This is a genomic window from Methanocalculus chunghsingensis (assembly GCF_018132105.1).
Lineage (GTDB): Archaea > Halobacteriota > Methanomicrobia > Methanomicrobiales > Methanocorpusculaceae > Methanocalculus > Methanocalculus chunghsingensis.
Window position 1 is genome coordinate 115,565 of record NZ_JWHL01000003.1, and the last position, 26,205, is coordinate 141,769.

28 protein-coding genes are annotated in these 26,205 nt (G+C 53.7%); 12 read left to right on the top strand and 16 right to left on the bottom strand.

What is annotated here, in order from left to right:
• Positions 1–11 precede the first annotated feature (11 nt).
• Complete coding sequence (locus RJ53_RS03375) at positions 12–1,151, top strand: CBS domain-containing protein (protein ID WP_211530209.1); 1,140 nt, start codon at positions 12–14, stop codon at positions 1,149–1,151.
• Here the strand turns inward: RJ53_RS03375 and RJ53_RS03380 are convergent.
• Genes RJ53_RS03380 through RJ53_RS03390 form a run of 3 tightly spaced genes read right to left on the bottom strand, consistent with a single transcriptional unit; the run spans position 1,148 to position 4,370 of the window.
• Positions 1,148–3,001 carry a molybdopterin biosynthesis protein gene (locus tag RJ53_RS03380; protein WP_211530210.1) on the bottom strand — a complete coding sequence of 618 codons (1,854 nt, stop codon included), beginning with the start codon at positions 2,999–3,001 and terminating at the stop codon, positions 1,148–1,150. The two genes, RJ53_RS03375 and RJ53_RS03380, sit on opposite strands and share 4 nt — an antisense overlap.
• The gene (locus tag RJ53_RS03385; RefSeq protein ID WP_211530211.1) at positions 2,995–4,197 is read right to left on the bottom strand and encodes a molybdopterin molybdotransferase MoeA; all 1,203 of its coding nucleotides are present in this window, start codon (positions 4,195–4,197) and stop codon (positions 2,995–2,997) included. The genes RJ53_RS03380 and RJ53_RS03385 overlap by 7 nt, the downstream gene beginning before the upstream one ends.
• A complete protein-coding gene (locus RJ53_RS03390) occupies positions 4,194–4,370 on the bottom strand; it encodes a hypothetical protein (RefSeq protein ID WP_211530212.1) in 177 nt (58 codons plus the stop codon). Before RJ53_RS03390 ends, RJ53_RS03385 begins: the two co-directional genes overlap by 4 nt.
• 91 nt (positions 4,371–4,461) lie before the next feature.
• Here RJ53_RS03390 and RJ53_RS03395 point away from each other — a divergent pair, with 91 nt between their 5' ends.
• The 8 genes from RJ53_RS03395 to rpl12p all read left to right on the top strand — a co-directional run bounded on the left by RJ53_RS03395 (position 4,462) and on the right by rpl12p (position 10,129).
• Entirely contained in the window at positions 4,462–5,784 is a 1,323-nt protein-coding gene (locus RJ53_RS03395) for a D-aminoacyl-tRNA deacylase (RefSeq protein WP_211530213.1), read from the top strand.
• Entirely contained in the window at positions 5,781–6,950 is a 1,170-nt protein-coding gene (ftsZ, locus tag RJ53_RS03400) for a cell division protein FtsZ (protein ID WP_211530214.1), read from the top strand. Before RJ53_RS03395 ends, ftsZ begins: the two co-directional genes overlap by 4 nt.
• 6 nt (positions 6,951–6,956) lie before the next feature.
• The gene (locus RJ53_RS03405) at positions 6,957–7,166 is read left to right on the top strand and encodes a protein translocase SEC61 complex subunit gamma (RefSeq protein WP_246495960.1); all 210 of its coding nucleotides are present in this window, start codon (positions 6,957–6,959) and stop codon (positions 7,164–7,166) included.
• Between the two features lie 5 nt (positions 7,167–7,171).
• Positions 7,172–7,645: a transcription elongation factor Spt5 gene (locus RJ53_RS03410; RefSeq protein ID WP_211530215.1), complete on the top strand. Its 474-nt coding sequence runs from the start codon at positions 7,172–7,174 to the stop codon at positions 7,643–7,645.
• A gap of 138 nt (positions 7,646–7,783) precedes the next feature.
• Positions 7,784–8,260, top strand: a complete 477-nt coding sequence (locus RJ53_RS03415) for a 50S ribosomal protein L11 (RefSeq protein WP_211530216.1) — start codon at positions 7,784–7,786, stop codon at positions 8,258–8,260.
• 59 nt (positions 8,261–8,319) lie between these two features.
• A complete protein-coding gene (locus RJ53_RS03420) occupies positions 8,320–8,961 on the top strand; it encodes a 50S ribosomal protein L1 (RefSeq protein WP_211530217.1) in 642 nt (213 codons plus the stop codon).
• Positions 8,962–9,810: a 50S ribosomal protein L10 gene (locus RJ53_RS03425; protein ID WP_211530218.1), complete on the top strand. Its 849-nt coding sequence runs from the start codon at positions 8,962–8,964 to the stop codon at positions 9,808–9,810.
• Positions 9,811–9,820: 10 nt separating this feature from the next.
• Positions 9,821–10,129 carry a 50S ribosomal protein P1 gene (rpl12p, locus tag RJ53_RS03430; protein WP_211530219.1) on the top strand — a complete coding sequence of 103 codons (309 nt, stop codon included), beginning with the start codon at positions 9,821–9,823 and terminating at the stop codon, positions 10,127–10,129.
• Between the two features lie 89 nt (positions 10,130–10,218).
• Here rpl12p and RJ53_RS03435 read toward each other — a convergent pair whose 3' ends face one another.
• On the bottom strand, positions 10,219–10,821 hold the full coding sequence (locus tag RJ53_RS03435) for a hypothetical protein (protein ID WP_211530220.1): 603 nt from the start codon (positions 10,819–10,821) through the stop codon (positions 10,219–10,221).
• 5 nt (positions 10,822–10,826) lie between these two features.
• Positions 10,827–13,058 (bottom strand): carbamoyltransferase HypF, encoded by a 2,232-nt coding sequence (hypF, locus tag RJ53_RS03440; RefSeq protein WP_211530221.1) that lies wholly within the window; start codon positions 13,056–13,058, stop codon positions 10,827–10,829.
• Positions 13,059–13,153: 95 nt separating this feature from the next.
• On the opposite strand from hypF, the gene RJ53_RS03445 reads away from it, so the two are divergent.
• From RJ53_RS03445 to RJ53_RS03455, 3 genes are read left to right on the top strand one after another with little or no spacing between them, the layout of a single operon-like run.
• On the top strand, positions 13,154–13,630 hold the full coding sequence (locus tag RJ53_RS03445) for an ArsR family transcriptional regulator (protein WP_343221818.1): 477 nt from the start codon (positions 13,154–13,156) through the stop codon (positions 13,628–13,630).
• On the top strand, positions 13,614–14,420 hold the full coding sequence (locus RJ53_RS03450) for a DUF7839 domain-containing protein (protein ID WP_211530222.1): 807 nt from the start codon (positions 13,614–13,616) through the stop codon (positions 14,418–14,420). The genes RJ53_RS03445 and RJ53_RS03450 overlap by 17 nt, the downstream gene beginning before the upstream one ends.
• 9 nt (positions 14,421–14,429) lie before the next feature.
• Complete coding sequence (locus RJ53_RS03455; RefSeq protein ID WP_211530223.1) at positions 14,430–16,454, top strand: DEAD/DEAH box helicase; 2,025 nt, start codon at positions 14,430–14,432, stop codon at positions 16,452–16,454.
• Here RJ53_RS03455 and RJ53_RS03460 read toward each other — a convergent pair.
• From RJ53_RS03460 to RJ53_RS03510, 11 genes are all read right to left on the bottom strand, one after another.
• A complete protein-coding gene (locus RJ53_RS03460) occupies positions 16,451–17,095 on the bottom strand; it encodes a hypothetical protein (RefSeq protein WP_211530224.1) in 645 nt (214 codons plus the stop codon). The two genes, RJ53_RS03455 and RJ53_RS03460, sit on opposite strands and share 4 nt — an antisense overlap.
• Complete coding sequence (locus RJ53_RS03465; RefSeq protein ID WP_211530225.1) at positions 17,092–17,241, bottom strand: hypothetical protein; 150 nt, start codon at positions 17,239–17,241, stop codon at positions 17,092–17,094. The genes RJ53_RS03460 and RJ53_RS03465 overlap by 4 nt, the downstream gene beginning before the upstream one ends.
• A gap of 263 nt (positions 17,242–17,504) precedes the next feature.
• Positions 17,505–18,098 (bottom strand): PH domain-containing protein, encoded by a 594-nt coding sequence (locus RJ53_RS03470; protein WP_211530226.1) that lies wholly within the window; start codon positions 18,096–18,098, stop codon positions 17,505–17,507.
• Positions 18,099–18,151: 53 nt separating this feature from the next.
• On the bottom strand, positions 18,152–18,529 hold the full coding sequence (locus RJ53_RS03475) for a desulfoferrodoxin (protein WP_211530227.1): 378 nt from the start codon (positions 18,527–18,529) through the stop codon (positions 18,152–18,154).
• Positions 18,530–18,564: 35 nt separating this feature from the next.
• Positions 18,565–19,743 carry an FprA family A-type flavoprotein gene (locus RJ53_RS03480; protein ID WP_211530228.1) on the bottom strand — a complete coding sequence of 393 codons (1,179 nt, stop codon included), beginning with the start codon at positions 19,741–19,743 and terminating at the stop codon, positions 18,565–18,567.
• Between the two features lie 6 nt (positions 19,744–19,749).
• Positions 19,750–19,887 carry a rubredoxin gene (locus RJ53_RS03485; RefSeq protein ID WP_211530229.1) on the bottom strand — a complete coding sequence of 46 codons (138 nt, stop codon included), beginning with the start codon at positions 19,885–19,887 and terminating at the stop codon, positions 19,750–19,752.
• 65 nt (positions 19,888–19,952) lie between these two features.
• On the bottom strand, positions 19,953–20,471 hold the full coding sequence (locus tag RJ53_RS03490) for a hypothetical protein (RefSeq protein ID WP_211530230.1): 519 nt from the start codon (positions 20,469–20,471) through the stop codon (positions 19,953–19,955).
• A complete protein-coding gene (locus RJ53_RS03495) occupies positions 20,468–21,706 on the bottom strand; it encodes an AAA family ATPase (RefSeq protein ID WP_211530231.1) in 1,239 nt (412 codons plus the stop codon). Before RJ53_RS03495 ends, RJ53_RS03490 begins: the two co-directional genes overlap by 4 nt.
• A gap of 62 nt (positions 21,707–21,768) precedes the next feature.
• On the bottom strand, positions 21,769–22,263 hold the full coding sequence (locus RJ53_RS03500; protein WP_211530232.1) for a TspO/MBR family protein: 495 nt from the start codon (positions 22,261–22,263) through the stop codon (positions 21,769–21,771).
• A gap of 90 nt (positions 22,264–22,353) precedes the next feature.
• Positions 22,354–22,914 (bottom strand): manganese efflux pump MntP, encoded by a 561-nt coding sequence (locus tag RJ53_RS03505; RefSeq protein WP_211530233.1) that lies wholly within the window; start codon positions 22,912–22,914, stop codon positions 22,354–22,356.
• Positions 22,911–26,186: a HEAT repeat domain-containing protein gene (locus RJ53_RS03510; protein WP_211530234.1), complete on the bottom strand. Its 3,276-nt coding sequence runs from the start codon at positions 26,184–26,186 to the stop codon at positions 22,911–22,913. Before RJ53_RS03510 ends, RJ53_RS03505 begins: the two co-directional genes overlap by 4 nt.
• Between the last annotated feature and the right edge of the window lie 19 nt (positions 26,187–26,205).

The window sequence follows — 26,205 nt, forward strand, 5'->3', positions numbered from 1 at the left end:
TAATCCTCTTCATGGATGGATCGCTGGAGATAGGAAGGGTTTTTGGCATACCCGTTCGTCTACATTTCACATTTCTACTCGTCATTCCTCTCTTTGCCTGGATCATCGGCAGCCAGATCGGTCTGACGGTTGACCTTATCGAAGGTATCTTCGATATTCCGATCGATCGGACGATTATCACGCAGCAATACATACCCTATCTCCTCGGTGCACTGGTTGCGCTCTCCCTCTTCTTCTGTGTCTTTGTCCATGAACTCGCCCATTCCCTTATCGCACGGGCAAAAGGCATCAAGATAAACTCGATCACCCTGATCATCTTCGGGGGTGTCGCTTCAATGGAGGAGACCCTCCCGGATCCGAAGGTTGAGCTGCCAATGGCACTTGCCGGTCCACTGACAAGCCTTGGTCTTGGGATTCTCAGTTTCATCCTCGTCTATGTCGTCGATGCCTTCGTCACATCGGCACCGATCGCCGGGGTCCTTGTCTATGGTTTTGGCTACCTTGCGCTCCTCAATGTTCTCCTCTTCGGATTCAACCTCCTTCCTGCATTTCCGATGGATGGGGGGCGCGTCCTCCGTGCCTGGCTCGCCAAGCGGATGCCCCTTCACCAGGCGACCCGGATCGCCTCAGATATCGGAAGGGGTTTTGCCATCCTCTTTGGGATCGTCGGCCTTCTCTCCTTTAACTTCCTCCTGATCATCATCGCATTCTTCATCTATGTCGGTGCAGGCCAGGAGTCCTCAATGGTGACGACCAATTTCCTCCTCCAAGATGTGAGTGTCGGTGAGATCATGTCCACCGATCTCCGCGTTGTTGAGCCGACGATGCCCCTGCATGAGGTGATCAGGCTGATGTACTCGACAAAACACCTTGGTTTTCCGGTTGTTGACAGGGGAGAGCTGATCGGGATCATAGCACTTGCAGATATTCACCGGACGGGCGAGATCGACCGTGAGGCGATGCAGGTCCGTGATGTGATGAGCCGTCAGCCGGTAACGACCCTTCCTCCGACGGCATCCGTGACCGAGGCTTTGAAGATGATGACAATGCAGAATATCGGCCGGATCCCTGTTGTCGAGGACGGCCAGCTGGTCGGCATTGTTACACGGACAGATATTCTGACCGTCCTTGAATTAAAAGAGATGAATTAGAGGTGAAGGGTCTGTACAGTGCCGGTTTCGCCGGTTCTGTACCCCCCCATCCCGGAGAGGATCGATCTGAAGGAGTCGGATCCGATGGTTTCAATGAGCGCAGAGATTCGGGGATCCGGAAGGTCCTCGGTCATGATCGCCAGTTCATATCGTTCGGTGCCGATCGGAACAAACGAGAGTCCGGCCGTCTCTGCTGCAGATGCGACACAGAGCCCTGTATCTGCCTCCCCGCTCTTCACAGCAAGGGCAACGGCAAGATGTGTGGTCATCTCACGGGTATATCCCGTGATCGATCCCGGATCGATTCCTCTCTCCTTCAGAAGATGATCAAGGAGCATTCTGGTTCCTGATCCCTTCTGCCGGTTTACGAATGAGCCGGTGGTGATATCCTCAAAAGAGAGGCCTTCCCGTGAGACGATCCCCTGCTCCCGTTCGGCGACACAGACGAGCGTCACCTCCTCGCCAGGGAGGTACCGTTCCAGGTACCGGAGATTATAGGTTCCGTCAGGTGCAAGGAGATGCATCGGTGCCGCATGGCAATGCCGCCGCTTCAGAGCCAGCACCCCTCCCATGCTTCCGATATGTGCAGAGTGGACGGGGAGTGGTGCAAGGAGATCAGCCATCCTGTCAAGGGCGGGATCATGGCTTCCGGCCAGGATGAGGCCGGATCGTATCGTCTCCTCAGAGACAGAGAGCGTGATCTCAACACTCTGCCCCGTCTCAGCACCTTCACTATCCCGGGGAATCCGTAATACTCCGTTCGATCGGACCGCGCTCATCTGGACGCCGGCTCCGCGGGAGAGGGGTGTGGCGATCATCCGGCCGGCGACCTCGCCTGCTGTCATCAGGACAAACTCGTCTGTTCCGATATCTGAAGCGAGTGTTCTGGTAAGTTCGGCGGTGATAGTGCCATAGTCCGGAGGTCTGGCTCCAGCCATCCTGATGACCGGGGTGATGATCTCACGGATGATCGTCAATGCGGAGAGTGGATAGCCGGGAAGACCGATGATCGGCGTTGCATTGATTCTCCCGACGATCACCGGTTTTCCGGGTTTGATCGAGACACCATGGATGAGAACTTCGCCGAGCTCTTCGATGATCCGGGCAGTGTAGTCTTTCGTCCCTTTTGATGATCCCGCGGATACTATCACGAGATCACAACTCTCCACTGCCTCGCTGATCGCAGACCTTATGGCGTCCTGCTCATCTGCCACCGGGGGATAGAGGATCGCATCGACACCCAGGGATCTGAGGTGGGCTGCCGCCATCAGGCAGTTACTCTCAACGACCTGGCCGGGTCCCGGGCGGGTTCCATGCGGAACAAGCTCGCTCCCGGTCGGGATCAGCCCTGCCCTGAGGGAGGAGACTGCGAGATCGGTGATGCCATATGCGGCGAGTGCACCGATATCATGGTACATGATCCGATGGCCCCGCGGAATGGCCATCTCCGATTCGGCAATATCCTCTCCGACCGGCCGGACATGCTGCCAGGGAGCAGCCGGCCTCCGGATCGTATACCTTCCCTCATGCTCCTCAACATCCTCGATCATGATCACTGCGTCTGATCCCGGAGGAAGGACATTTCCTGTATTGACCCGGACGGCACTATCAAGGAGAATCGGTTTTTTATCTGTTGCGCCAGTCGTATCCTCTGATCGAACCGCAATCCCGTCCATAGCTGAGAGATGGGCTTCCGGTACTGAGTAATATGCAAAGACCGGTTCTGCAGTAACCTGCCCGACACTCTCAAGGAGCGGGATACGGACGACCCGTCTCTCTGGAGGGCACCGGGTCATGATCGTCTCTATCGCCTCTTCGAGGGAGACGAGAGAGAGGTACCGGTTTACCACAGGATCACCTCCACAGCCGCACCCTCCTCATATCCTTCCCTGGAGGCAGGGACCCTCACATACCCGTCACTCTGGACGAGGGTATGGAGCAGTCCTGACTTTGAGAAGAGCGGTTGTGCAGTCCCGTCACGGACCCTGACCCTGACATAATCCTCTCTCCCCTTCGCAGACGGAATGGCTGCTGTGAGGAGGGCAGGGACCGTTCGTACCGGTATCTTCTGGCCGCTCATCGCTTCGAGGAGGGGTGCAGCAATCGCAAGGAGGACGATGAATGCCGACGAGGGGTGGCCAGGAAGCCCGATGACGGGGCGGCCGGCGATGTCGCCGATGATCGTCGGTTTTCCCGGTGAGAGGGCAATTCCGTGAACGAGGACCTTCCCAAGCGTTGAGATCACCTCTGCAGAGGCGTCCCGTTCATCTTTTGAGCTTCCACCAGAGATGAATACGGCATCGGCACGCTGTACTGCTTCCTGTACTGCAGATCTGAGGTCTTCAGGATTATCCCTGATAATGCCACAAGAGACCGGAATACAGCCGCATTGCCTGATGAAGGTCTCACAGACGATGCTGTTGACATCCCGTACCTGGCCAGGTAACGGATCTGCTGTCGGGGGTATGAGTTCGTCTCCTGTAGCAATGACTGCGATTCGTGGTATCCGTCTCACCGGAAGGGAGAGGATACCTGCTGCGGCAAGGACACCGGCATCCTGTGGGAGAATTCTTCTTCCCGCCTGGAGAATGATCTCCCCCTCTGCAAAATCCTCATCATATGCAACGATATTCTCCCCGGGTGCCGCCGGCCGGTTCACGAGAATCTGATCCCCCATCTCCTCGGTGTATTCTATCATGACGACGGCATCTGCGCCCTTCGGCACCATCCCGCCAGTCGGGACATATCTGCATGTACCCGGCTTGATCTCTCCCGGATCTGGTGATCCCATCTCAACCCGGCCGGTGCTGATGAGCATTGAGGGGAGTGCCTCACCTGCACCAGCGGTGTCTGGAGCGGTGACGGCATACCCATCCACGATTGACCGGGAAAAGCCGGGCATATCATCGGGTGCGGTGATATTCGAACCGAGAATGCGAAAAGGGGATTCTTCCAGTCCAACCATCTCAACACCGGGATCCGGTGCGATGGCAAGGAGTGAAGCGATCGCCTCTGCAACCGGAATGACCCGGAGAAACCTGCTCATTTGAAGCAACCCAGCTGACAACCGCGAATTTTGATACCGTTCTTGTTGCAGTACCGGGAGATATCGAACTTCTCGATGCCGTACTTCTCAGAGATGGCAAATGCCATCTCGCACTGGATCTCTTTCTCAATTCCTTCGGCTTTGAATGCCGCTGCTATTGCATCTGCTGACATACAAGTATCGTTGTATTCCTATGATATAGCATTTACAGATCAGGATAATAAGAGCAGGACTCATTAGCCTGCAGCACGTACGTTTTCCGATATGGTTACAGCGGTTCTTTACTCACGGATCGATCCGGCAGGTGTGTTGATACACTCTGCAATCAATGATCTCATCGATGAAGAGGGAGAGGCAGCATGGCCTCTCCTCTCTGATGAGATCATTGTGCATGAGATTGAGGGGCGTCTCATCTATGAGCGCGGTCTTGATCAGAAGGTCGATGCAGATCGGATCATCTTCCTTTCACGCCATACCAGTACCCGTCCCGAACCTGTCCTGACGGTTCATGTGACCGGGAACTTCCGGGAGGCTCTGTACGGCGGAGAATCTGATGAACTGGCTGCTGCAGATCCCGGGATGATGCAGGCTGTATTGAAGAATCTTCTTCGCTATGCTCCCCCCGGATATCGTGCAGGCTATGAGGTGACACACCATGGCCCGTCTGATCTGACAACCCCGTCTCTCTTCGTTGAGGTCGGCAGTACTGAGGTGGAGTGGCGTGATCCCAGAGCAGCACGGGCGGTCGCAATGAGTGTCCTTTCTGCAGTACCCGGAACCGACACGATCCCGATGATCGGGTTTGGCGGGACGCATTATGCGGTGCGTCAGACGACCATCGCAGCAGAGACACGGGGGGCATTCGGCCATATCGCCCATTCCCGCGAAGCTGGAGAGATCACGGCTGAAACGGTCCGACGGATGGTGGAAAGGAGCGGAGCTGTCGCCGGTTATATCGACAGGAAGGCGGTTTCAACAACTGATGCGCATCGTATCGCAGCTCTTCTTCGGAAGGCGGATCTCCGGGTCCTCTCTGAAGGCATGCTCCGGAGTATGGGTGATATTCCATGGAATACCTGGTGCAGTGCCTCTGATCTGGCAGAGAAGGCTGCCCCGGGATCCAGGATCCGAAACCATGGTATCTCTCGGGATGAGGAGCTCACTATTGTCTCTCTCCCCGATATTCTCCTTACTGAGGCGCTCAGGTTCCATGCGGAGGAGTTCATTGCTTTTCTTGATACCATATCCCCATGTATCCGAATCGAAAAAGCCGGGGTCCCTGCCCTCCCTCTCTTTATAGGTTATCGTGAGACGGGATCACAATTAGCAAGTGATTTAATAACCCTGTGTGTACAACAGATTACGAAACATCATCATTCTGTCATGGAGGGTGATCGCCTTATCATCAGAAGAGATCGTTTCGATCCCGAGCGCGCGCGTAAGCTCGGGGTGCCATCTGGCCCGCTCTTCGGCATGCTTGCCAATGGGCAGCCTGTCACTGTTGGAGATCGGGTCATCAGGCCGGATATGGTCTGCTCCTGTGAGATACAGGAGATAAAAATCCCGGGATTGGAGAGTTATACATGAGATCAATCGTGGAAGAGGCATTATCACGGAAGAAGATGGAGGAAGCAGAAGAGACCGGATCTCATCCATCATCATATGAAGGCAGTTCTGTTGTGGACGCTCCGGAGAGGTCAGTGCATGTTGGAGATATGGAGGACGACGATTTTGATGATATCCTTCAGAGTCTCCGTACCATTATCACCGTTGTCGGATGTGGTGGCGGTGGGTCAAATACCATCACCAGAATGTTTGAAGAGAATATTCATGGTGCACGGATGATTGCGGTTAATACTGATGCCCAGCATCTTGCCATGACCCGTGCCGACAAGAGGATTCTGATCGGCAGACAGACGACGAAGGGTCTTGGTGCGGGTGCTGTTCCCCGGCGTGGGGAAGAGGCCGCTATCGAGAGTGAAGACGATATTCACAAGAATATCGCCGGAAGCCACATGGTCTTTGTCACCGCAGGTCTCGGTGGAGGTACCGGCACAGGTTCTGCACCAATTGTTGCAAAAGCAGCACGTGAAGAGGGTGCCCTGACAATAGCCGTCGTGACACTGCCGTTCACAGCAGAAGGTGCAAACCGCATGGATAATGCGGAGCTCGGCCTTGAATATCTCCGTGATGTTGCGGATACCGTCATCGTTGTTCCAAACGACCGGCTCCTTGAGGTGGTTCCCCGGCTCCCCCTCTCCACCGCCTTTAAGGTTGCTGATGAAGTCCTGATGAAGGCTGTGAAGGGGATCACCGAGCTGATCACCCTCCCCGGACTTGTTAACCTCGACTTTGCCGATGTGCGATCTGTCATGGAACAGGGTGGCATCGCGATGATCGGGATGGGCGAATCTGACTCCGAAGATAAGGCGATCGACTCGGTCAAGAAGGCGCTCCGCTCTCCACTCCTCGATGTTGATATCTCTGGAGCCACGGCTGCGCTTGTCAATGTCGTCGGCGGCCCGGATATGACGATGTCCGAGGCTGAAGGTGTTGTTCAGGAGATTTATGAGAGGATTGATCCAAACGCCAGAATCATCTGGGGTGCCCAGATCGACCCGGCGATGCAGAACCGGATGAGGACGATGTTAATCGTCACCGGTGTCCAGTCCCCGCAGATATATGGAAAGGCCGATTATGCCCCTGGCTCTTCGCGTCTTCAGAAACAGTATGATATCGATTTTCTCAAGTGATGTACCATGGATATGCCTGAGTTCAAGAAACCGAGCCTCAAAGGTCTTAACCTGAATGAGGAGTTATTTCGCAAGTACATCCGTGTCCTGAAACTGGCACGGACCCCAACCAAGGAAGAGTTTTCAAAGATCGCCCTCGTTGCAGGGATTGGTATTCTGGTCATCGGGCTGATTGGATTTGTGATCTATGAATTTATGCTCGTGCTCCCCTCCTGATCACCATGACCGAGGTAGATAATCATTATTATGCTATCAAGACGACCTCCAAACAGGAGCGTGCAGTTGCTGACTCGATATTCCGCACCATTGAGCGGAGGCTTCTTGATATCAAGGTTCATTCGGTTATCGTTCCTGAGGAACTGAAGGGATATGTTATCGTCGAGTCTCCTGAGAGTCATAGCAGGATCCAGGAGCTGGTTGAGAGTATCCCGAGTGCCCGTTCTGTTGTTCCTGGTGAGACGAGCCTTGAAGAGGTACAGCATTATCTCGTTCCAAAGCCGGTCGTATCAGGTATCGAAGAGGGTACGATAGTCGAACTGATCGCCGGACCGTTTAAGGGAGAGAAGGCGGTTGTTAAACGAATTGATATCGGCAAAGAGGAGATCACCGTCGAATTATATGAGAGTATCGTTCCAATCCCGATCACCGTCCGCGGAGACCATGTCAGGGTCATCGAGCGGAAGGGCGAGGAATAATTATATGCGCAGAGGAGCCTGATCTTCTCCTCCCTTTCTTTTGTACTGATGATATCCCATCATCTTTATCATATCTGCCGTTGACATATACAGACCACAGCTGAGAGCCCTTCAAAGGGCGCTCGGCATGGTGATACTATGGCAGAAACTGTCGAGGTACTGGTACCCGGCGGTAGAGCGACCGCAGGCCCGCCACTGGGCCCTGCGCTGGGTCCTCTCGGCATCAACGTGAAGGCCGTCGTCGACGAGATCAACTCGAAGACGAAGGAATTCAACGGAATGACTGTGCCTGTTACGGTGGAGGTCGACGATAAGAAGAACTTCACCATCTCGGTGGGTATCCCGCCGACGACAGCACTGATTCTGAAAGAAGTTGGTTCCGAGAAGGGGTCATCAAGCCCCAACACCCAGCCGGTTGGTAATCTGCCGCTCGAAGCGATCATTCGGATCGCTCGCATGAAACAGGAGTCGATGCTCTCCTATGACCTCAGAAATGCGGTCAAGGAAGTGGTCGGTACCTGTCGCTCCGTTGGAGTGACGGTCGAAGGCATGAAGTCGAAAGACGCTATTGCCGCGATCGATGCGGGCCAATTCGATGATCAGCTGAATGCATAGACATAGAGACAACCATAGGAGATCGCATACGCGGTCGAAGACTATGGAGGCATCATCAAATGGTTGATAAAACCCAAATTCTCAAGGCCGTATCCGAGGCTATCGAACTGGCGCCAGAACGGAAGTTCCGTGAGAGTGTCGACCTGACGGTCAACCTCAAGAACATCGACATGGCCCAGCCGAAAAACCGTATTGATGAGACGATTCTTCTGCCTGAGAGTGCAGGCACCAAAAAGATCGCGGTCTTGGGCAAGGGAGAGATTACTTCACAGGCGAAAGAAGCGGGAGTTGATGTCATCATTGGCCCCGATGAGATTGAACGCCTGGGAGGTGCTCCACGTGAAGCCAGACAGGTTGCATGTGAGTACAACTTCTTCCTTGCAGAGACTGCCGTTATGCCACTTGTTGGCCGATGGTTAGGTCCAAGACTTGGTCCACGCGGCAAGATGCCGATGCCTATCCCTCCAGGACAGGATATCAGACCTATCGTTGAGCGTCTGCGTGGTTCCATCAGGGTCCGAACAAAGGATAAGATGAGTTTCTCGGCGAAGGTAGGGACGACAGAGATGTCGCCTGAACAGATAACCGAAAATATCAACACTATCCTGAAGAGAGTTGAGGCAAGCCTGGATCAGGGGCCACAGAATATCCGCTCGGTCTTCGTCAAGACGACGATGGGCCCTGCAGTGAGGGTGATCTAGATGGCAGTGTACACACGCCACCTTCCTCAGTGGAAGCGGGACGAGATTGAAGCGGTGAAGAAGAACGTAGAGGAGTATGGCCTTGTGGGTCTCATTGACACATACGGCATTCCCGCTACACAGTTCCAGCAGATTCGTCGGAACCTCCGGGGTACCACAGAGATTAAAGTGATGCGAAACACGCTCATTGAGCATGCGTTCACAGAACTTGGTGGTCACTTTGAGGAGCTGAAAGAGCATATCACCGGCCACTCTGCACTGATCTTCACAAACGACAATCCCTTCAGGCTCTTTAAAGCCCTTGAGCAGACGAAGACGAAGCGTACCGCCAAAGCTGGCGAGATCGCTCCTGAGGATATCGTTGTTGCAAAAGGACCAACCAGCTTTAGGCCAGGTCCGATTGTCAGTGAGCTCCAGCAGGCAGGCATTCCTGCGACCATCGAAAGTGGTAAGGTCAAGATCCGTGAGACGAAGACGATTGTAAAGGCTGGAGAGCCTATCGACCGCAAGCAGGTCGGTATTCTTGCAAAACTCGGTGTTGCACCGATGGATGTTGGTATCTCCCTTCACGTCGCTCTGTATCAGGATCAGTTGTACCTCCCCGATGTACTTGGCATTGACGAGACCGAATATTATAACAAGCTCGTTCTTGCTGTCCAGCAGGCATTCAATCTCTCGGTTAATGCAGCCTATCCGACTGCGTTTACCATCGAGACGATCATTGGAAAGGCTGTCCGCGATGCACGCGGTCTCGGTATAGAGGCTGCTATCTATGAGAAGGCTGTCATTGATGACATCATCTCAAAGGCATACAGACAGATGAACACAATCAAAGCATTAGTAGAATAGGTGACGAATTATGGAGTATATCTACGCTGCTCTCTTATTGCACTCTGCAGAAAAACCAATTGAGGAAGAATCCGTCCAGGCAGTTCTCTCTGCCGCAGGTATCGCTGTTAACGAATCCCGTGTGAAGGCACTCATCGCCGCCCTTGATGGCGTTGATGTTGAGGAAGCCATCAGCAAGGCAGCCGCTGCACCAGTAGCCGCCGCCGCAGCAGCACCTGTTGCCGCCGCAGCAGCACCTGCTGAAGAGGAAGAAGAAGAAGAGAAGAAGGAAGAGGAAGAAGAGTCCGGAATGGCCGGCCTTGGTGCCCTCTTCGGCTAATTTTTTTTATTTTCGTACGTTTTCTCCCCAACCGACACAGTCGTTTCCTTTTGTTCAGTTGATCAGATGCTGATCATTTCAGGGGATAATCAGACAGCCGTCTTCTGAGATGTGACGATCAGTTCGGTTTCGGCAATCTTCGTGCAGAGGTCCTTTCTTTTTCTTACCGGCCACAGGTCATAGAGGAAAAACTGGACCGGCCTCCAGAGTGCGACCCACCCGATGATGATCAGCGACTCTGCGATAAGCTCAGCGAGGGATCCCTGTTCAAAGATCTCATTTGCATGCTGGCTGATCGTCAGACAGAAGAAGAGGAAGAGGATGCCGATCATCATATTCTTCCGTTCCCGTTTCATCTGAACCGAGAGGGAGTGTTCGGCAAGCTCTCTGAGATAGAGGAAATGGTTCTTCACTGCCCTTCTCATATTCTCCGTCACCTCATGGGAGATGAGTTCAACAGGAAGATAGATGATGATCCTGACTTTCTGGTCGGGCGGGATCTCTTCAAACCAGGAGTAGATGTACTCTTCTGCATCCGGGTCGAGTTCTTTTTCATAAAATGGAGCAGGATCAAGGGTATTATAGAGCTGCATCACTTTTGAGATTTTCAGCTCAACGAGGGCTACCTCATCGGGATTATCGGGAGGATCTCCAAACTCCCTGATCTCCGGCTCATACTCGCGTGGATCCATACATCTCATCGCCTCCCGGCCATGATCGTCTGGCCATACGAGATACAACCATCTCCAAGAGGATATTCTGTATTGATGATCGGTGTAATGCCATGATCGCTCAGTTCAGAGCAGATGGTTCTCCGGATCATTCTGTTATAGCAGACGCCTCCGGAGAGGGCGGCCTTCATGATCCCATTCTCTTCTGCTGCAAGAACAGCCAGGTGGGCGATCCCTCGAGCAAGGTTATGCTGAAACGAGGCTGCGATATCTGCAACCCCACGTCTCCGTACCATTGGCAACTCACTGGTGTATGGGAGGTATTCAGTCAATGCCTTCTCCATGAGATGGGTTGTCAGGAGGGTTGCAGTGCCTCCGGAGTCATGGATGATGATCTCCCAGTCCGTGGGGCTTCCCTGGGCAGCTGCCGCCTCGAGGCGCATTGCCGGTTCGCCATCATATGTCCGTTCACGGCAGAGGCCGAGGAGGGCCGAGGCCGCATCGAGCACCCTCCCGGTGCTTGTTGTTGTGGTGGTGTTAAATCGCCTCTCTACCTGGTGGGCGAGGGCTGAGAGGGCAACATCATTCCACCCACGGGCTTTCAGAAGATCAAGGATCTCATCCCTCTGGATGATGCCATAGAGCATCCGCTCGGGATGGCGTGTCGCTGTGTCGCCTCCCGGCATCAGGACCTCCTCAAGGTGTCCGACACGTGCATATTCGGGGACCTTCCCTGCAAAGATCTCTCCACCCCAGACCGTTTGGTCATCCCCGTAGCCGACCCCGTCGATGGCAATACCGATACATTCCTCCACAGTGGCTGCAGCTATATGTGCCCGGTGATGCTGGACAGGGATAAGATCTGCTCCAAGCTCTTCTGCAAGGTTCTTTGCATACCGTGTTGAGAGGAACTGGGGGTGGGCATCACAGGCGATGATCTCCGGGGTGATGCCGGTGAGGGTACGAAGGCGGTCGACGGTCTCTTCAAGGTACCGGAGCGTTGGTGGATTTCTGATATTGCCGATATGCGGTGAGGTGATACAGATACCGTCATTGTAGATGGTTGCGTTGGCGTTCAGTTCAGGGCCGACGGCAAGAATCGCCTTCTCTCCAAGATCAACTCTGCTCCTCTTCGGGGCCATGCCGCGAGAGAGGCGGATGATGAGCCCGTCACGGACGACCGAGTCGTCACAACGGTTCATAATCTCCCGGTTATGTGTGAGGAAGTACTCAACAGTGCCGCGGAGACGGGACATCGCCTGGTCTATCTCGGTGATCATCGGATCGCCTGGTGAATTGGCGCTCGTCATCACGAGGAGAGGAGACGTGAGGTGTGAGAAGAGGAGATGATGCAGGCCGGTGTAGGGGAGCATCACCCCGATGGTATGGAGGTTTGAGATCGTCTCATGGGCTGAATGATCCCTCTTCTCCAGGACGACGATTGGTCTTGCCGGACTCCTGAGAATCTCTGCATCTTCGGGATGGATGATGGTCATCTCCTCGGCGATATCATACTCTGCCATGATGGCGAGCGGCTGTTCTGTTCTGCCAAGAAGTGATTTGAGCCGTTCTGCCGCGGATTCTATACATGCGATATGAAAGCCGCCAATCCCGCGGATCGCAAGAATTTTTCCGGCATCAAGGAGCTCTGCTGCTCTCTGTATGGTATCAGTATCAGTGAGACTGTTCCCATCCCGGTCCATAAGCGTGAGCGTCGGCCCGCACCTCGCACAGGCGATAGTCTGGGCATGGTGTCGCCTGAGGAGTGGATTTGTATACTCCCCCTCGCAGATCGGGCATGGCGGAAAAAGGTCCATCGTCGTCCGTATCCGATCATACGGGAGCGCGCGGATGATGCTGTATCGGGGGCCGCAATCGACGCACGATGTCGCCCAGTACCTCGAATAATGCCCCCCCTTCTCAGATATATCCGCGATACAATGCTCGCATATGGCGACATCAGGCGGTATGAGTCCGGTCAGGTTACCAGGGCCGCTCTCCAGGATACGAAAATCATCAGCTATCACTCCTTCGAGTGGATATACAAGAAAATCGTCGATACCCGAGAGCCGGGGACCGATCCGGATCTTTCGGAGAAATTCATCGAACTTCTCTCCCTCGGCATGAATGATAACTTCACTGCCGAGGTTCGTCACTGATCCATGTATGCCAAGCGATCTCGCAGCAGCGTACACGAAAGGGCGGAATCCGACTCCCTGGACGATCCCGCGGATAATAATTGTGCCCGATCTCCGCATGGATTATCAATAAGGTTATAGAATTACAGAGCAATATAGTACACAGGGTTTTTTCAGTGACAGACCATCCGAAGACTAAAATTGTAAGTGACCCGGTGGAGTTAGTTCCTCTCCTTGTTACTTTTAACAACTCTGGATATAAAGTTGTGTATGAGATGCTCTCAAAGTCATGGGTGACGGAAGAGGAACTCTGCGAACATCATAATCGCGAGTGCATCAATACCTGCCTGAAGATGCTCAAAAAGGGGAATCTCATTGAGGAGCAGTGGCGCACAGTCCCCGGTAAGAAGCCCGAAAAGGAGTACAGGGTAAATTATCTCAAATTCAGGGCGAACTTCCAGTGTTCAATGGAAGATCTCGTCTCAATGCTCTATATATCAACATCAAACGATGAATCGCTCAGAGATCTCTCGGATAAAATAATGGGTGAGGTGACATCCGGAAATACCTCAATAGGAGAGATTGCGCGCAAGGTTGGAGTCAAGCCCATCTATGTCAAGGGAATTGCAAAGCGCCTCCCCGCATTTGATGTGCGGGGGCAGGGGTTGATCCTTCTTGAAGGGGACCGATAACGATCCTCTTGGTACCCTGCTTCGGAGCAAGCGGGAGACGACACGGTTCCAGGTGCTGGTTGAGGTGGCCGAGCATCAGCCATCTGTCCGGCAGCAGGAGATCGCTGAGAAGCTTGGGGTAACCCCACAGGCGATCTCTGAGTATATCCGTGATCTCTCCGATGATGGTCTCATCAGTGCTGAAGGGCGCGGGCGGTATGCCGTTACCCGGAAGGGGATCGAGTGGGTTCTTCAGAGTGCGGAACAGCTTGAGAGCTATGCCCGGCATGTACGGCGCGATATCATTCAGCAGGTTGCAGTATGGGCTGCCCTTGCAGCTGAGGATCTGAAGAAAGGGGATGAGGTCGGGGTCTTCATGAAGAAGGGCCTTCTTTATGCCGGTAAGGAGCCACAGGCTGCGATGGGTGTTGTCATCTCGGATGTCCGGAAAGGGAGCGATGTCGGTGTCGCCCGGCTGAATGGAATCATCGATCATACTGAGGGATCGATCTGTGTCTGCAAGGTCCCCCGCATCGAACGTGGGGGTTCTGCCGTGATTGAACAGGAGAAGCTCTTCCGGATCGTCCAGAAGGCCGAGATCGTCGGTGCTGTCGGCCTTGAGGCATACATGGCGCTGAAGAAGGCCGGTATCAGATCCGATATGTTCTATGGTGCCCGGGAAGGGGTGATCGAGGCTGCATTCCACGGGTTAACCTGTGCCATCCTCATCGTCGATTCTGAATTTACCGATTTCATCAAACGGCTGGAGACTGCCGGCCTTTCGTATGCGATCCATGATCTGGCGGCCTGATAGTCAATCATGAGCGCCATAATCCTCCCGTGGAAGAAGGCTTACCGGATCATCTTTTATGATGACCGAAAGATCCGGCATATCGGCACCGTCTCCCTCACCAGGACGACGAAGGGGATTCGCCCGGATGAGTTTATGATCCGGCGGCCGGGGGCATCCCATCTTCAGAAGACACCGACAAAAGATCTTCTTATTGCACTCCGCCAGGGGAGTATCCATCTGACATCGAGAGATCCACAGATGGAGGAGTTTCTGAAGAATCTTCAGATACCATTCGAATTTACCAGTCTCTGCCGGATCTGCATGCTTGAGGATCGTGTCACCCCGCTTGAGAAGGAGACCTCTATCCGGTGTGGCCGCGAGCATATCTGTCCGGAATGTGCACGGAAAGAGCTCTCCCGGGAGCTCTCCCATCTCCGGAAACTTGGTAAAAAAACGCGGAATTACATTGAGGATCTCCTGATGGAGCATCGTGATCTTGAGGCGGTGCTGGCGATCATCCAGCCGGAGAGTCCTGATATGAAGAGGAGCCTCTATGACAGGGTCGAGGCTCACCCGGTGGAGAAAAGAGATCGCCTCGATGAACTCCCTGTACCCAGGGCGTTCCTTGATGTTGCCGGGGTGGAGACCCTTATGCCCGCCCAGCAGCTTGCCGTTGAAGGCGGTCTCCTCTTTGGAAAACATCAGCTCGTCGTTGCAGCTACTGCAAGTGGGAAGACCTTCATCGGTGAGATGGCAGGTTTCAAGAATCTCCTCGAAGGGAGGGGGCGGCTTCTCTTCCTTGTTCCCCTTGTTGCGCTGGCGAACCAGAAGTACGAACGGTTCAGCGAACGCTATAAGAATATCGCCAGTGTCTCCCTATCGACAGGGGTATCCCGGCTCAATCTCCCTGAGACCCGTTCGGTTGCCCGCAGGGACGCCGGTTCCGATATCATCGTGGGAACCTACGAGGGCGTGGATAATATCCTCAGGAGAGGTCGGCGGCTTCGGTCGATCGGTACAATCGTCATTGATGAGGTGCAGATGCTTGAGGATCCCGAGCGGGGCCATCGCCTTGACGGGATGATCGCCCGGTTGAAGCATGTCGCCCCGAAGGCCCAGTTCATCTATCTCTCAGCGACGATCGGGGCTCCTCATCTCCTTGCAAAAAAGCTGAATGCACACCTTGTCACGTATGCCGAACGTCCTGTGCCACTCGATCGCCATCTCCTCTTTGTTGAACGTGACGCAAAGATCCCAACAATCAAACGGCTTGTCTTTGAAGAGTTTGGGAAGAAGTCCTCAAAAGGGTACAAAGGTCAGACGATCATCTTTACCAATGCACGTGCACGATGCCATCAGGTCGCCGAGGCGATCGGTCCCCGTGCCGCTCCCTATCACGCCGGCCTCACCGCACAGGAGCGGCGGGATATCGAGTCGAAGTTTGCAAAGGGAAAGATCGCAGCGGTCGTCACAACGGCGGCCCTCGCCGCCGGTGTCGATTTCCCTGCATCCCAGGTTATATTCGATGCGCTGGCGATGGGGATCGAATGGCTCACCGTTCAGGAGTTCCATCAGATGATGGGCCGGGCCGGTCGGCCTGACTTCCATGATGCCGGCAGGGTTGTCATCCTTGCTGAACCGGGGGGGTCATACTCCCGTGAATCGAAGGTGACTGAGGAGGAGATTGCGCTCCGGCTCCTTAAAGGAATCATGGAGGAGGTCGCTCCGTTCTATGGGATGGAAGAGAGCAGCGAAGAATATGCTGCCAATGCCGTCGTCGCTCGTGGTATCGAGGGTGATCTCGAGCTGATGAACGAAAAGATGGTCGGCACCCTTGAGGATGCTCTTCCTGAGATGGAGAAGCATGGGATCGTCCATCGACGAGGCGGGGTGATCGAGCTGTCGCCGTTTGGACGGGTGATGGCCGAGCATTTCATCGGTATCGAGCGGTTGATGCGGATCCGGAAGCTCGTCCGGAAGGTTGAGGATCCCATGATGATCCTCGCGGATCTCGAATGTAAGACCGATGATGAGGAGAAGAAGAGGCGTTAAGGCGAACCCTCTTTTCGCTCTTTCCCGATCTCTTCGATCTGCCGCCTGCACTCCTCCATAAGTGAGGGATATCTCTTTCCAATTGCAATAAGTGTCTTCTTCTTCAGCAGGCGGTACGCCTCCGCCTTTCCAACCTTCCGATAGAGCTCATCAATATGGTCATCGTACCTGGTGAGATTGTGGCGGGCATAATTTACCATGATCCTCTGAAGAAAACGGGGATCCGAGGTGGTTGAGGCCGGCTCATAATCGTCATGATCCCGCATGATATGAAAGTCATTATAGGACTCGATGGCGTTTTTACGGATATTCCCGTCATCATCGATATTGATCTCAATCCTGCTGACAAGACTGAGGAGTGTCGATCGCTTCGTTGCAGCCCCTTTCTTTGCTCCAAGCTTTCGCCTTCGTGCCTTCTCAAAAGCTTCAATGAATGCATCTGATCCTTCAGTCTCATGAATCCGATCGGGGGCATAGAGCTTCATCGGGGCCGCCTTTGCAAAGATCGGGTTCTTCCTGATCGCATCCGGCTCAGGGGCAAAGAGCTGGATCAGTTTTGCCGTCCATCCCCGTTTCAGGAGATCCGACTGTGTGTACATCCTTGTATTGCTCTTCCCGATCTCCGGCTTATCTGCCTTCATCCTTCGTATCCACACTGCCCTGATCGCGGGGAGTTGGCCACCGGCAGGGACATCTCCTCCTCACATTCATCAACCCTCTTCAATGTCGCCCTCTTCCTGATGAGGAGAAGGATCCAGTATTGGGGCTGATACTTCCCCTGGAACATGACAAGCCATGATAGATTATCCGGCTCCTCCTACCGCTGGGTTCTGAGCATCCTGATGATCTCATTCCTTGCTTTGCGTTTCGTCGTCCCGGTATTCCCAATGAGGCAGTGGCCGGGGTACGTACGTTGAACCATACAGATGATCAGCTATCATGGAAGATAAAGATCATTATCTCTGATTCTGTAGCAGTCAGGGTAAGAACCGGATAGAATTGGGATGAGCCGGGAGAGGGGAGATTCCCCCCTTCGGTGTAGATTTGAGTTTACCGCTTCTCTTCGATCCGCCCGAGTATCGCACGAATCTGCCGGAGTTCATCGACCACCGGATCAGATGCCGGGCCCGACGTTCCATCTCCGCCGGACTCTGTTGCGATGGCCGGCCCTGTTCTGACATAGCTCATAATCAGTTCCCGAAGCTCCTCAGGCTCTGCAATCCCGTTGAGCTGGAGTTCAGCATGTGGTTGTGCCGAGTACCCGGCGGTCTGAATCTTCAGCGAAGAGATACCAAAGATCCGCATTACAGGCCCCTGCGTGATATCGATATTTGTGATCCGTGAATAGGGGACGATTCCTGTCTGTCGGAACCATACCCCCCTTCTCCAGGTGATCTCGGTCCGTGTCAGCTCGTACCTGATGGTCTCATAGTAGAGGGGAATCCAGTAGAGGACGAAGATGAGAGTACCGATGATCGGGACGGATATGACGATCCCACCCATTCCCTGGAAGAGGGCAACTGCCCCAAGACAGAAGAAGATGGCCGGAATGGCAACAATTGAAAAGATCAGGAAGTAATACTTTTTCAGCTCGGTGATCGGAAAGAAGGTCTCTCCAATGCGATACGGGGCACGATCTGGCATACATTCAGATGGTCGTTTGCAGTATAAAGGAATTCTGCAGGAAAAAAAGAATATTATCGATCTGCCCAGAGGAGATGGATATTGCAGTATTCCCGGGCCTTCACCGGCTCTTCGTCCGTCTCGAAGTAGGCGGTCGGGGCCATCCCCTGCTTGAGATACGCCCGGTGGATACAATCCTTTGTCTGGAGCTCGATCCACTCGATATAATGGTTTTCCTCCATCGGATGCGGGGTCGATCCGACGGTCACAAGGTAGCCCTTCCCGGATCGTTCGATGATCGGGACATGCTTCTCGGTCGTCTTGTCGGCAGTCTGCTCAGAGAGGAGTTCCATCTCTTTTCCGCAGCAGACGAGCTTTCCGTTTCCACTGTGCATCACGCCGGTGATATTCCCACAGACGCCGCATTTGTATATCTCATGAATGTGTGTCATGGCATCATCTCAAAATACGCTTACAGAGAGCCCTTCTACGAGGACTCTGCATGCTTCTCCCTGATTGTCCGTGCAAGCTGTTTCAGTGCGGTGATATCCTTCTCAACCGCCTGTCCCTTCACATAGACCGGGTCGAGGATCTCACACTTCAGTGGGGCGATCATATCGCTGATCTGCTTCACCGTCTTCCCTCCCCAGCCAAACGATCCGATGACTGTTGCATACTTCGCCTTCGGCTTGATGGCTGCTGTCAGGTATGCTGCATGTACCGCAAGCGGATGGGCACCGAAGAGGACGGTTGGTGTTGCAATGATGATCGTCTGGGCTTCAACGAGAGCCATTGCGAGAAGGCCGGTATCGCTCTGGGTGAGATCGAACCGCTCAACATGGACTCCTTCTGCGATGAGGGCATTGGAGAGGATATCAACCATCTTTTTGGTGCTTCCATGCATTGTGACATAGGCGATGACGGCAGTATTCTTCGGTGCACCTGTCGCCCACTCCCGGTAATACCCGAGGATCAGTGATGGGTTGTCATAGAGGGGACCATGGCTCGGTGCGATGATCGAGATGTCAAGTCCTTCGATGAGATCAAGGTACCCTCCGATACTGCCGGCAAAGGGCATCATAATCTCGGCATAATACCTCTTCGCCGACTCGTAGAGCCGTTCGGGATCATGGATAAAGAGATCTGATGTGGCGAGGTGTGATCCAAGGAAGTCCCCGGTAAAGAGGACGTTATCCTCAACGACCTGCGTCAGCATCGTATCTGGCCAGTGAACCCAGGGGGTGAGGTGGAAGCGGAGTGTCTTCCCACCGAGATCGAGGGTCTGCTGATCCTCAATAACCATGATTCTGCAGTCTTCGATCCCGAAGAACTCAATTAAGAGCTCTCTGCATTTTCCATTCGTTACCACCATCGAACCCGGATAGAGATCAAGGATGAGTGGGAGGCAGCCGGAATGATCCTGTTCGGCATGGTTGATGACGACATAGTCCAGCGTATTGATCTTTTCTGTCATCAGGTTGGTGACAAGCTCCATCTCCATCTCTTCATCAACGGTATCGATGAGAGCGGTCTTGTCGGCTCCCTGTACCAGATAGGCATTGTAACTGGTACCCTTCGGTGTCGGAACCAGGGCATCAAAGAGACGGCGATCCCAGTCAATTGCTCCAATCCAGGAGATTCCATCTGTTATCTTTCGGACGACCAATGCGGGTCACTCCTTCTTCACAAAGAGGGCTTTGCGTGCTGCACAGACCGGACAGACCCATGTCTCGGGGAGCTCTTCAAATGGCGTTCCTTCCTTCTCTGCGTCATATACATGCCCACAGATTGTACATTTCCATGAATCCATCTTCATTCTCCTTTGGTATCTCCTTATGCAGAAAAAAAGGATAATGGTTGTGATCGTACATCTCTTTATTCGAGATAATATGTATGGAAGAACCAAAACGACCGGTTCCTCCTTACGGCAACCGCGATTCTATAGAGCCTGATGATCTCGATCATCAGATCGATCCGGGAACTATACCTCTCCGGGATCATCTGGTTGAACCGCTCTTTGGTGATCCGATCTGTTGATGAGCTGTACCTGATCCCAAGTATTGAGGAGGCTTTTTTGTCAAGGCCTGCAAGATACCACCCCTCGATCTCTTTGATGACGATGATGATCTTCTGCTCATCAAGTTCGCGGTACCTGCTCATCAGGACCCTCTTCTTCGCCTTGACCGACCGCTTATGATCGATATCCGCGACCAAGAGATAGTCATCCCCCATCGCCCCGATTCCCCGGATGAACCCGTCCACCCGGATATACTTCATACCGGCATAGCCGATCATCCGGATATCATCATATCCTTCCTGCAGGTGCTCCCTGAGAACCCCTTCAAAAAATCTGATGTCATCCGGCCCTTCACAGAAGATGTAGAGGCGATTCATAGCCCGAGCAGGTTCTGGATATAGAGCTCTTCGATACCAACCTCATTTTTGAGGAAGGTTCGGACCTCTTCACGGAGGGCAGGCCTCACAACCTGTGAGAACCCATCCTTGTCCCTGGATATAAGCAGGATGTCCTCGACATCCGCATATCGTACGATCCCCGGGTTATGGGTGGTGATAAGGATCTGTTTGCCTGATGCGGCATCCGCCACCATCGAGACGACTTTGGCGATGAGGTAGGGATGGATATTCTTTTCAGGCTCTTCGATGATGATGAAGGGCTTCTCCTCAAAGTAGAGGGCTACGATGAGGTTGATGACATTGATCGTCCCATCCGATATCACCGAGGAGGGGAGGGTCAGATCATTTCCATACCTCTCGGTGATGGTAAAGTATACCGAACTGTCCATGAACCTCCTGATATCGATATCCTGGATGAAGGGGAGGAGATCATGCATCAGGTTGGCAAGCCGCCTCTTTTTGATGGGATCTGCAAGGATCGTCCGGAGAACCAGTGCAAGGTTCGATCCATCCTCTTCGAGATCACTTCTGCCGGTGAGCGGTATCGCCTTCCTCGGTGATCGCGGATCAAAGTCATAGATGGCAATATCAGAGAAGAACCGCTGAAATCCGGGCAGGGGAACAAGAAGAGGATTTTCGATGAGGAGCGTCCCGGGCCGTGGTGTATTGTCCTGAAGGTACGGCGGGATGATATCAGAGATCTCAATGGTAACCCCTTCCGGTGTCCTGAGATCATAGACGACACCATCATCCTTCCGGATAATCAGGAGCTCACCGTCTCCCCGGCTATCTGCATCTGACTCCGGGCTGCATGAACACGCGAGCCGGAGTGTATCAGAGACTATCTCATAAGCATCATCCCTGATGAGGAGGCTAAAACGGTACTCTATCTCACTGAAGGTAAGGGTATGCCGTCTTCCCTCTGTATCACGGACCCCGGAGAGGACCCCGAGATTATTTTCAAATATAACTCCAAGCTCGGTCGGTGTATCCTTTGGGAAGCTGGCATTTCTGATGAACTCAGCACCCCCCTGCATTGATATTGCGTTTCCAATGCCATGCCGTGCGATATCACGGAAGAACCGGAGTATTCTGATGAAGTTCGTCTTTCCGGCGGCATTTGTTCCGATCAGGATATTGTACGTATCAAGATCCACCACAAGGTCAGAGAAGCTCTTGAAGTTTTTACATGCAACCTGTTGTATCCTCATCATCGGCTCCTTTCATTGCATCTGGCTGAACCCGGATATATCTTTCTCTCAAAAAAGGGGGAAATTCAGGGGTTGAGGATATAGATGGATGCATTCAGGAGCGTTGCAAAGGTGACCCAGCCAAGGTACGGGATGTTGAGGAGGGCTGCTGTGCGTGAGATACGGTTGAATGCGATGATCATCCAGAGGATCATACCCCAGAGAGGGATGATACAGATGAGGCCAAGGAGCGGGGATGGAATCCCGAAGAAGAGGAATGACCAGATTCCATTTAAAAAGAGCTGGCCTGCAAATATCCCGGTTGCAATCCTGACATCACGTCTCTCCCACCCGAATCTGAGTATCAGAAAGAGTGATATCCCCATCAGGATATAGAGTATCGTCCATGCAGGACCAAAGAGCCAGTCAGGTGGGGTGAACCAGGGTTTGGCAATCGTCCGGTACCAGCCGGTGACATTGGCTGCTGTTGCAATACTTCCGATGAATCCCGCTGAGAGTGGAATAAGGATACACCCGATGAGAAGCACCGCATCGCGTGCAAACTGTTTGTTGAAAGCCATACCGGTATCTCCTCTCCGTTTAAGCAAAAAGGTTTCCCCTTCCTGCCTGTTGACAGGTACCCGAACCGTCCGGTGGTGCTTTTGGAGAGATCAGAAAAAAATCCCTTCGATAAGAATTCTGGCGCCGATACCAATGAGGATGATACCGCCAAGAAGCTCAACACGCCCACCGAGATACCTGCCAAAATGCCGTCCGGCCATGATACCGGCGATGCAGACACCGAAGGTAACGATGCCGATGACGAGGGCGGCAGAGAGGATCGGGATCTCAAGCAGAGAAAAGGTGACACCGACAGCGAGGGCATCTATGCTCGTTGCAACTGAAAGGATGAGTAGTATAGAAAAAGAAGCAATACCCGGTCTCTTTTCCTCTTCCTTTTCATATACTGCCTCGTAGATCATCTTCCCCCCGATAACAGCCAGGAGAAGAGATGCGACCCAGTGATCATATGGGGCGATGATCTCAGATCCCGCCTCCCCGATCAGGTACCCGATGATCGGCATCCCTCCCTGAAATATTCCAAAGAAGAAGGCTGCCCTGATCCCGTAATACCAGAATTGTTCTTTGAGGGTAGACCCGGCTGCTATCGAGACGGCGCAGGAGTCCATCGCAAGGGCGATGGCGATGAGAAAGAGTGTAATTCCGTTCACTGTTGGTTGCCTCTGCGCAGGATCCGATCACAGACTCCCTGGATCATCTTCCTTCCCATCGGATCTGCCGTTGCGGACTCATCCTTCAGGGCGGGAAGAGCCTCCTCTCCCATCTCGAAGAGTGCATCTGCACAGACCTTTCGAATCAGGGTATATTCATCAGAAAGACCCTTGATGAGAGGGGGAATCGCAGTGGGATCTCCGGTCCTGCCGAGTGCCCGTGCCGCCCCCATCCTGATATCCTCATCCGGATCAGCGAGTGCGTCGATGAGAATCGGAACTGCAACGGATCCCTCTGCTGACATCTCATTCCAGCGCCCCTGGGCAAAAAGGAACTGTGCCCTGGCTTCACCATCACCCGGAGTCCATCCGATCTCTTTCAATGCATCGGCTGCCCCGGACCGGACATCCTTCACGGGATCAGAGAGTGCAGAAACGAGCGACTGTATTGCTGCATCCTCCATTCCTGCAAGAGCTTCAGCCGATGCGGAACGGACACTGAAATCCTCATCCCCGAGCTTCTGAATGAGTGGAGCTACCGCCGTTGGATCACCGATATAGCCTATCGCCCGGATGGCTGCTACCACGACATCGGGATCATCATCGGTGAGAAGCCCGGTGAGTGCGGAAACAGCTCTTGGATCCATAGAGATGCCGAGTGACTCAGCAGCTGCTATCCGGATACGGTAGTCCCTGTCAGTGAGCATCCGGATAAGAGGATCTATCGTCTGGGGATCTCCGATCTTTCCAAGAAGGAGTGCGACGGTGATTCTTGTATCTCTTCCACCGTCCCTCAGTAATGTCAGCAGCTCTTCAACGGCCGGCCCTCTGATCTCTGCCAGAATCTCTGCAGCCGTTGCCCGTTGTTCCCGGTTTCCTTTGAGAAGAATCTCGATCAGGGGTGAGACGGCGGCTGCCCCCCTGAGGACGAGCTCCTGTGCGGATTGGATCTGTGCCTCCTTATTGCCGCTGAGGAGATCCTGTATCAGGGGTATGATATCTTTGGCGGATTCGACATCCGACTGCTTGGATGACCGATTAATGCCTCTGTCATCAACTCTTCCGATATCTCCCCCCCCAAGCAGGATCTCTGCCTTCTCGCTGATGACCGGATCCGGATCTGCAGAGGCGTGTTCAATGAGATACCTTGCATTCTCTCCAATATCCGCAAGGATCAGAAGAGCGGCAAGCTTCTCCTCACGGCTGCCGGCAGCCAGTATCTCTTCGAGAGGGCGGATAACGGCAACATCGAATCGTTTCAGTGCTTCAATAGCTGCAGCTCTGACACCCGCATTATCACTTCCAAGAAGGTTGACCAGATGTGGGATCGCCCTCTGATCGCCTATCTCTCCGAGTGCTTCTGCCGCTCCCCGCCGGATCTCATCTGACGGTCCGTTCAGGGTGGCAACCAGATTCTCCACTGCAGGTCTGCCTATCCGGCCAAGAGCAATGACTGCCTCCCTCTTCACATCTGCCTTCAGATCAGGGAGGCAGGTGATCAGAGGTGATATTGCATCGGTACTTCGTAGTTTTCCAAGCGACCTTGCCGCCATGGCACGCACGGCTCCTTCACCATCAGCAAGAAGAGGGAGAAGATACCTGGCAGCAGATGGTTCTCCAATCTCGCCGATCATCTCTGCCGCCGCTGCACGAACCGGTGGCGACGTATCTGAGAGCGCCCCTATCAGAACCGGGAGGGCCGGTGGGCCGATGGTGAGGAGGGCGTCAAGGGCGATGAGACGGCTCTCTTCATCTCCCTCACTGAGTACACGGAGGAGGGCATTGATCAACGGCTCGGCCTGCTCATCGATCTTCTCAGGTGTGGCAGATCCGATGCCCGCGAGCTTCTCATGGACTGCCGGATCGATCTTCTGAATCACTCTTTGGATCTTAACAAATTTCTTCTCAGGAAAGAGTGCTACCCTCTCCGTTTCATCATTATCTTCACCCTTATCAGGCTTCTCTTCCGGTTTCTCCTCCGAAACCGCTCTCCTCTCCTCTCCCGTACCCTGGTCCATCCTCTTCAGCTGAATTTTTTCATCAGGTGATCGGTTCTTCTTTGAGAGATCGATCGATCCGGCTCCCCGGCTTTTTTCCTGTTTTGTATCCCCTTCTTCATCCCGGTTTCCGGGCCTGAGCGGACGAAAGACCCGGTCGCTCTTTCCAAGCGAGGTGAGAAGTTCTCCTGCACCATTTCGTATCCTGATATCGGGGCTGCTGAGTGCTTCTTCAAGCGGACCGATTGAATACCTGGCGAGACTTCTGAGCGACTCTGAGATCCCTTTTCTAACGCTGTAATAATCATCTCTGAGAGTGTCGATTAACGGTGGAACTGCGGCTCTTCCGATGGCTGCGACCTTCTCCCACTGTTCGGTTGCAATGAAGTACCGTGCCCGCCCGGTATCGTTTGCTGGATACCATCCGAGCCGATCAAGGCTTGATGCCGCCTCCATCCTGACGCTGTAATACTCATCCTCCAATGCGGTGACGAGGCGTGGAATCGCACGTACGTCCCCGATTGCACCCAGCGCCTCAGCCGCCGCCGTCCGGACATTTCCATCCTTATCTGAGAGTATTCCAAGGAGCGGGGCTATAGCCTCGCTGTCACCGAGATTTCCCAGTGTCCGTGCGGCATTGACCCTGGAGACATAGTAATCATCATCGAGAAGCCTGATCAGGATTGGAACTGCTGCACGCCGGAATCGCTGCAGATCCTTCCATTGCCCAAGTGCGATCAGTCGTGCAGCCGCCTCACTCTCGCTCTCCGGGCTGATACGTATTGCATCAAGTGCCTGTGCAGCCCCCCTCCGGGATCGATACGACGGGCTGAAGAGACCTTCTCTGAGGAAAGGCGCATTATTTGATCCGATATGGACGAGGGTTGCGATGATAAGCTCGCTCTTCTCTTCTTCAATATGATGGAGGCACTCAATAAGAGGTGCAGCAGCGGGTGTTCCAATCGAGGCAAGTGCTGCGGCGGCATATTCTCTCTTCCGCCCATCTTCCTTTATCAGAATTCTCATGAGATGAGGGATGGCCGGGGATTCGATCCGGTTGAGGACAAGCGCAGCACAGGAGCGCCTCTTCTCATCCTGATCCACAGCAGCAGCTATAACCCCGGGCAGGGCTCCGGGCATCAGGCTCATCAGGGCAGAGACGGAATTTTCCCGTATCTGTGAATCGGGGGATTCACATGCCCTGATCAGCCCATCAACATCTCCGCGTTCTTTGAGTTTTTCTATATTGGGGCGAAAAATGTCGAATAATCCCATAGCTGTCTCTTCCCGTGAT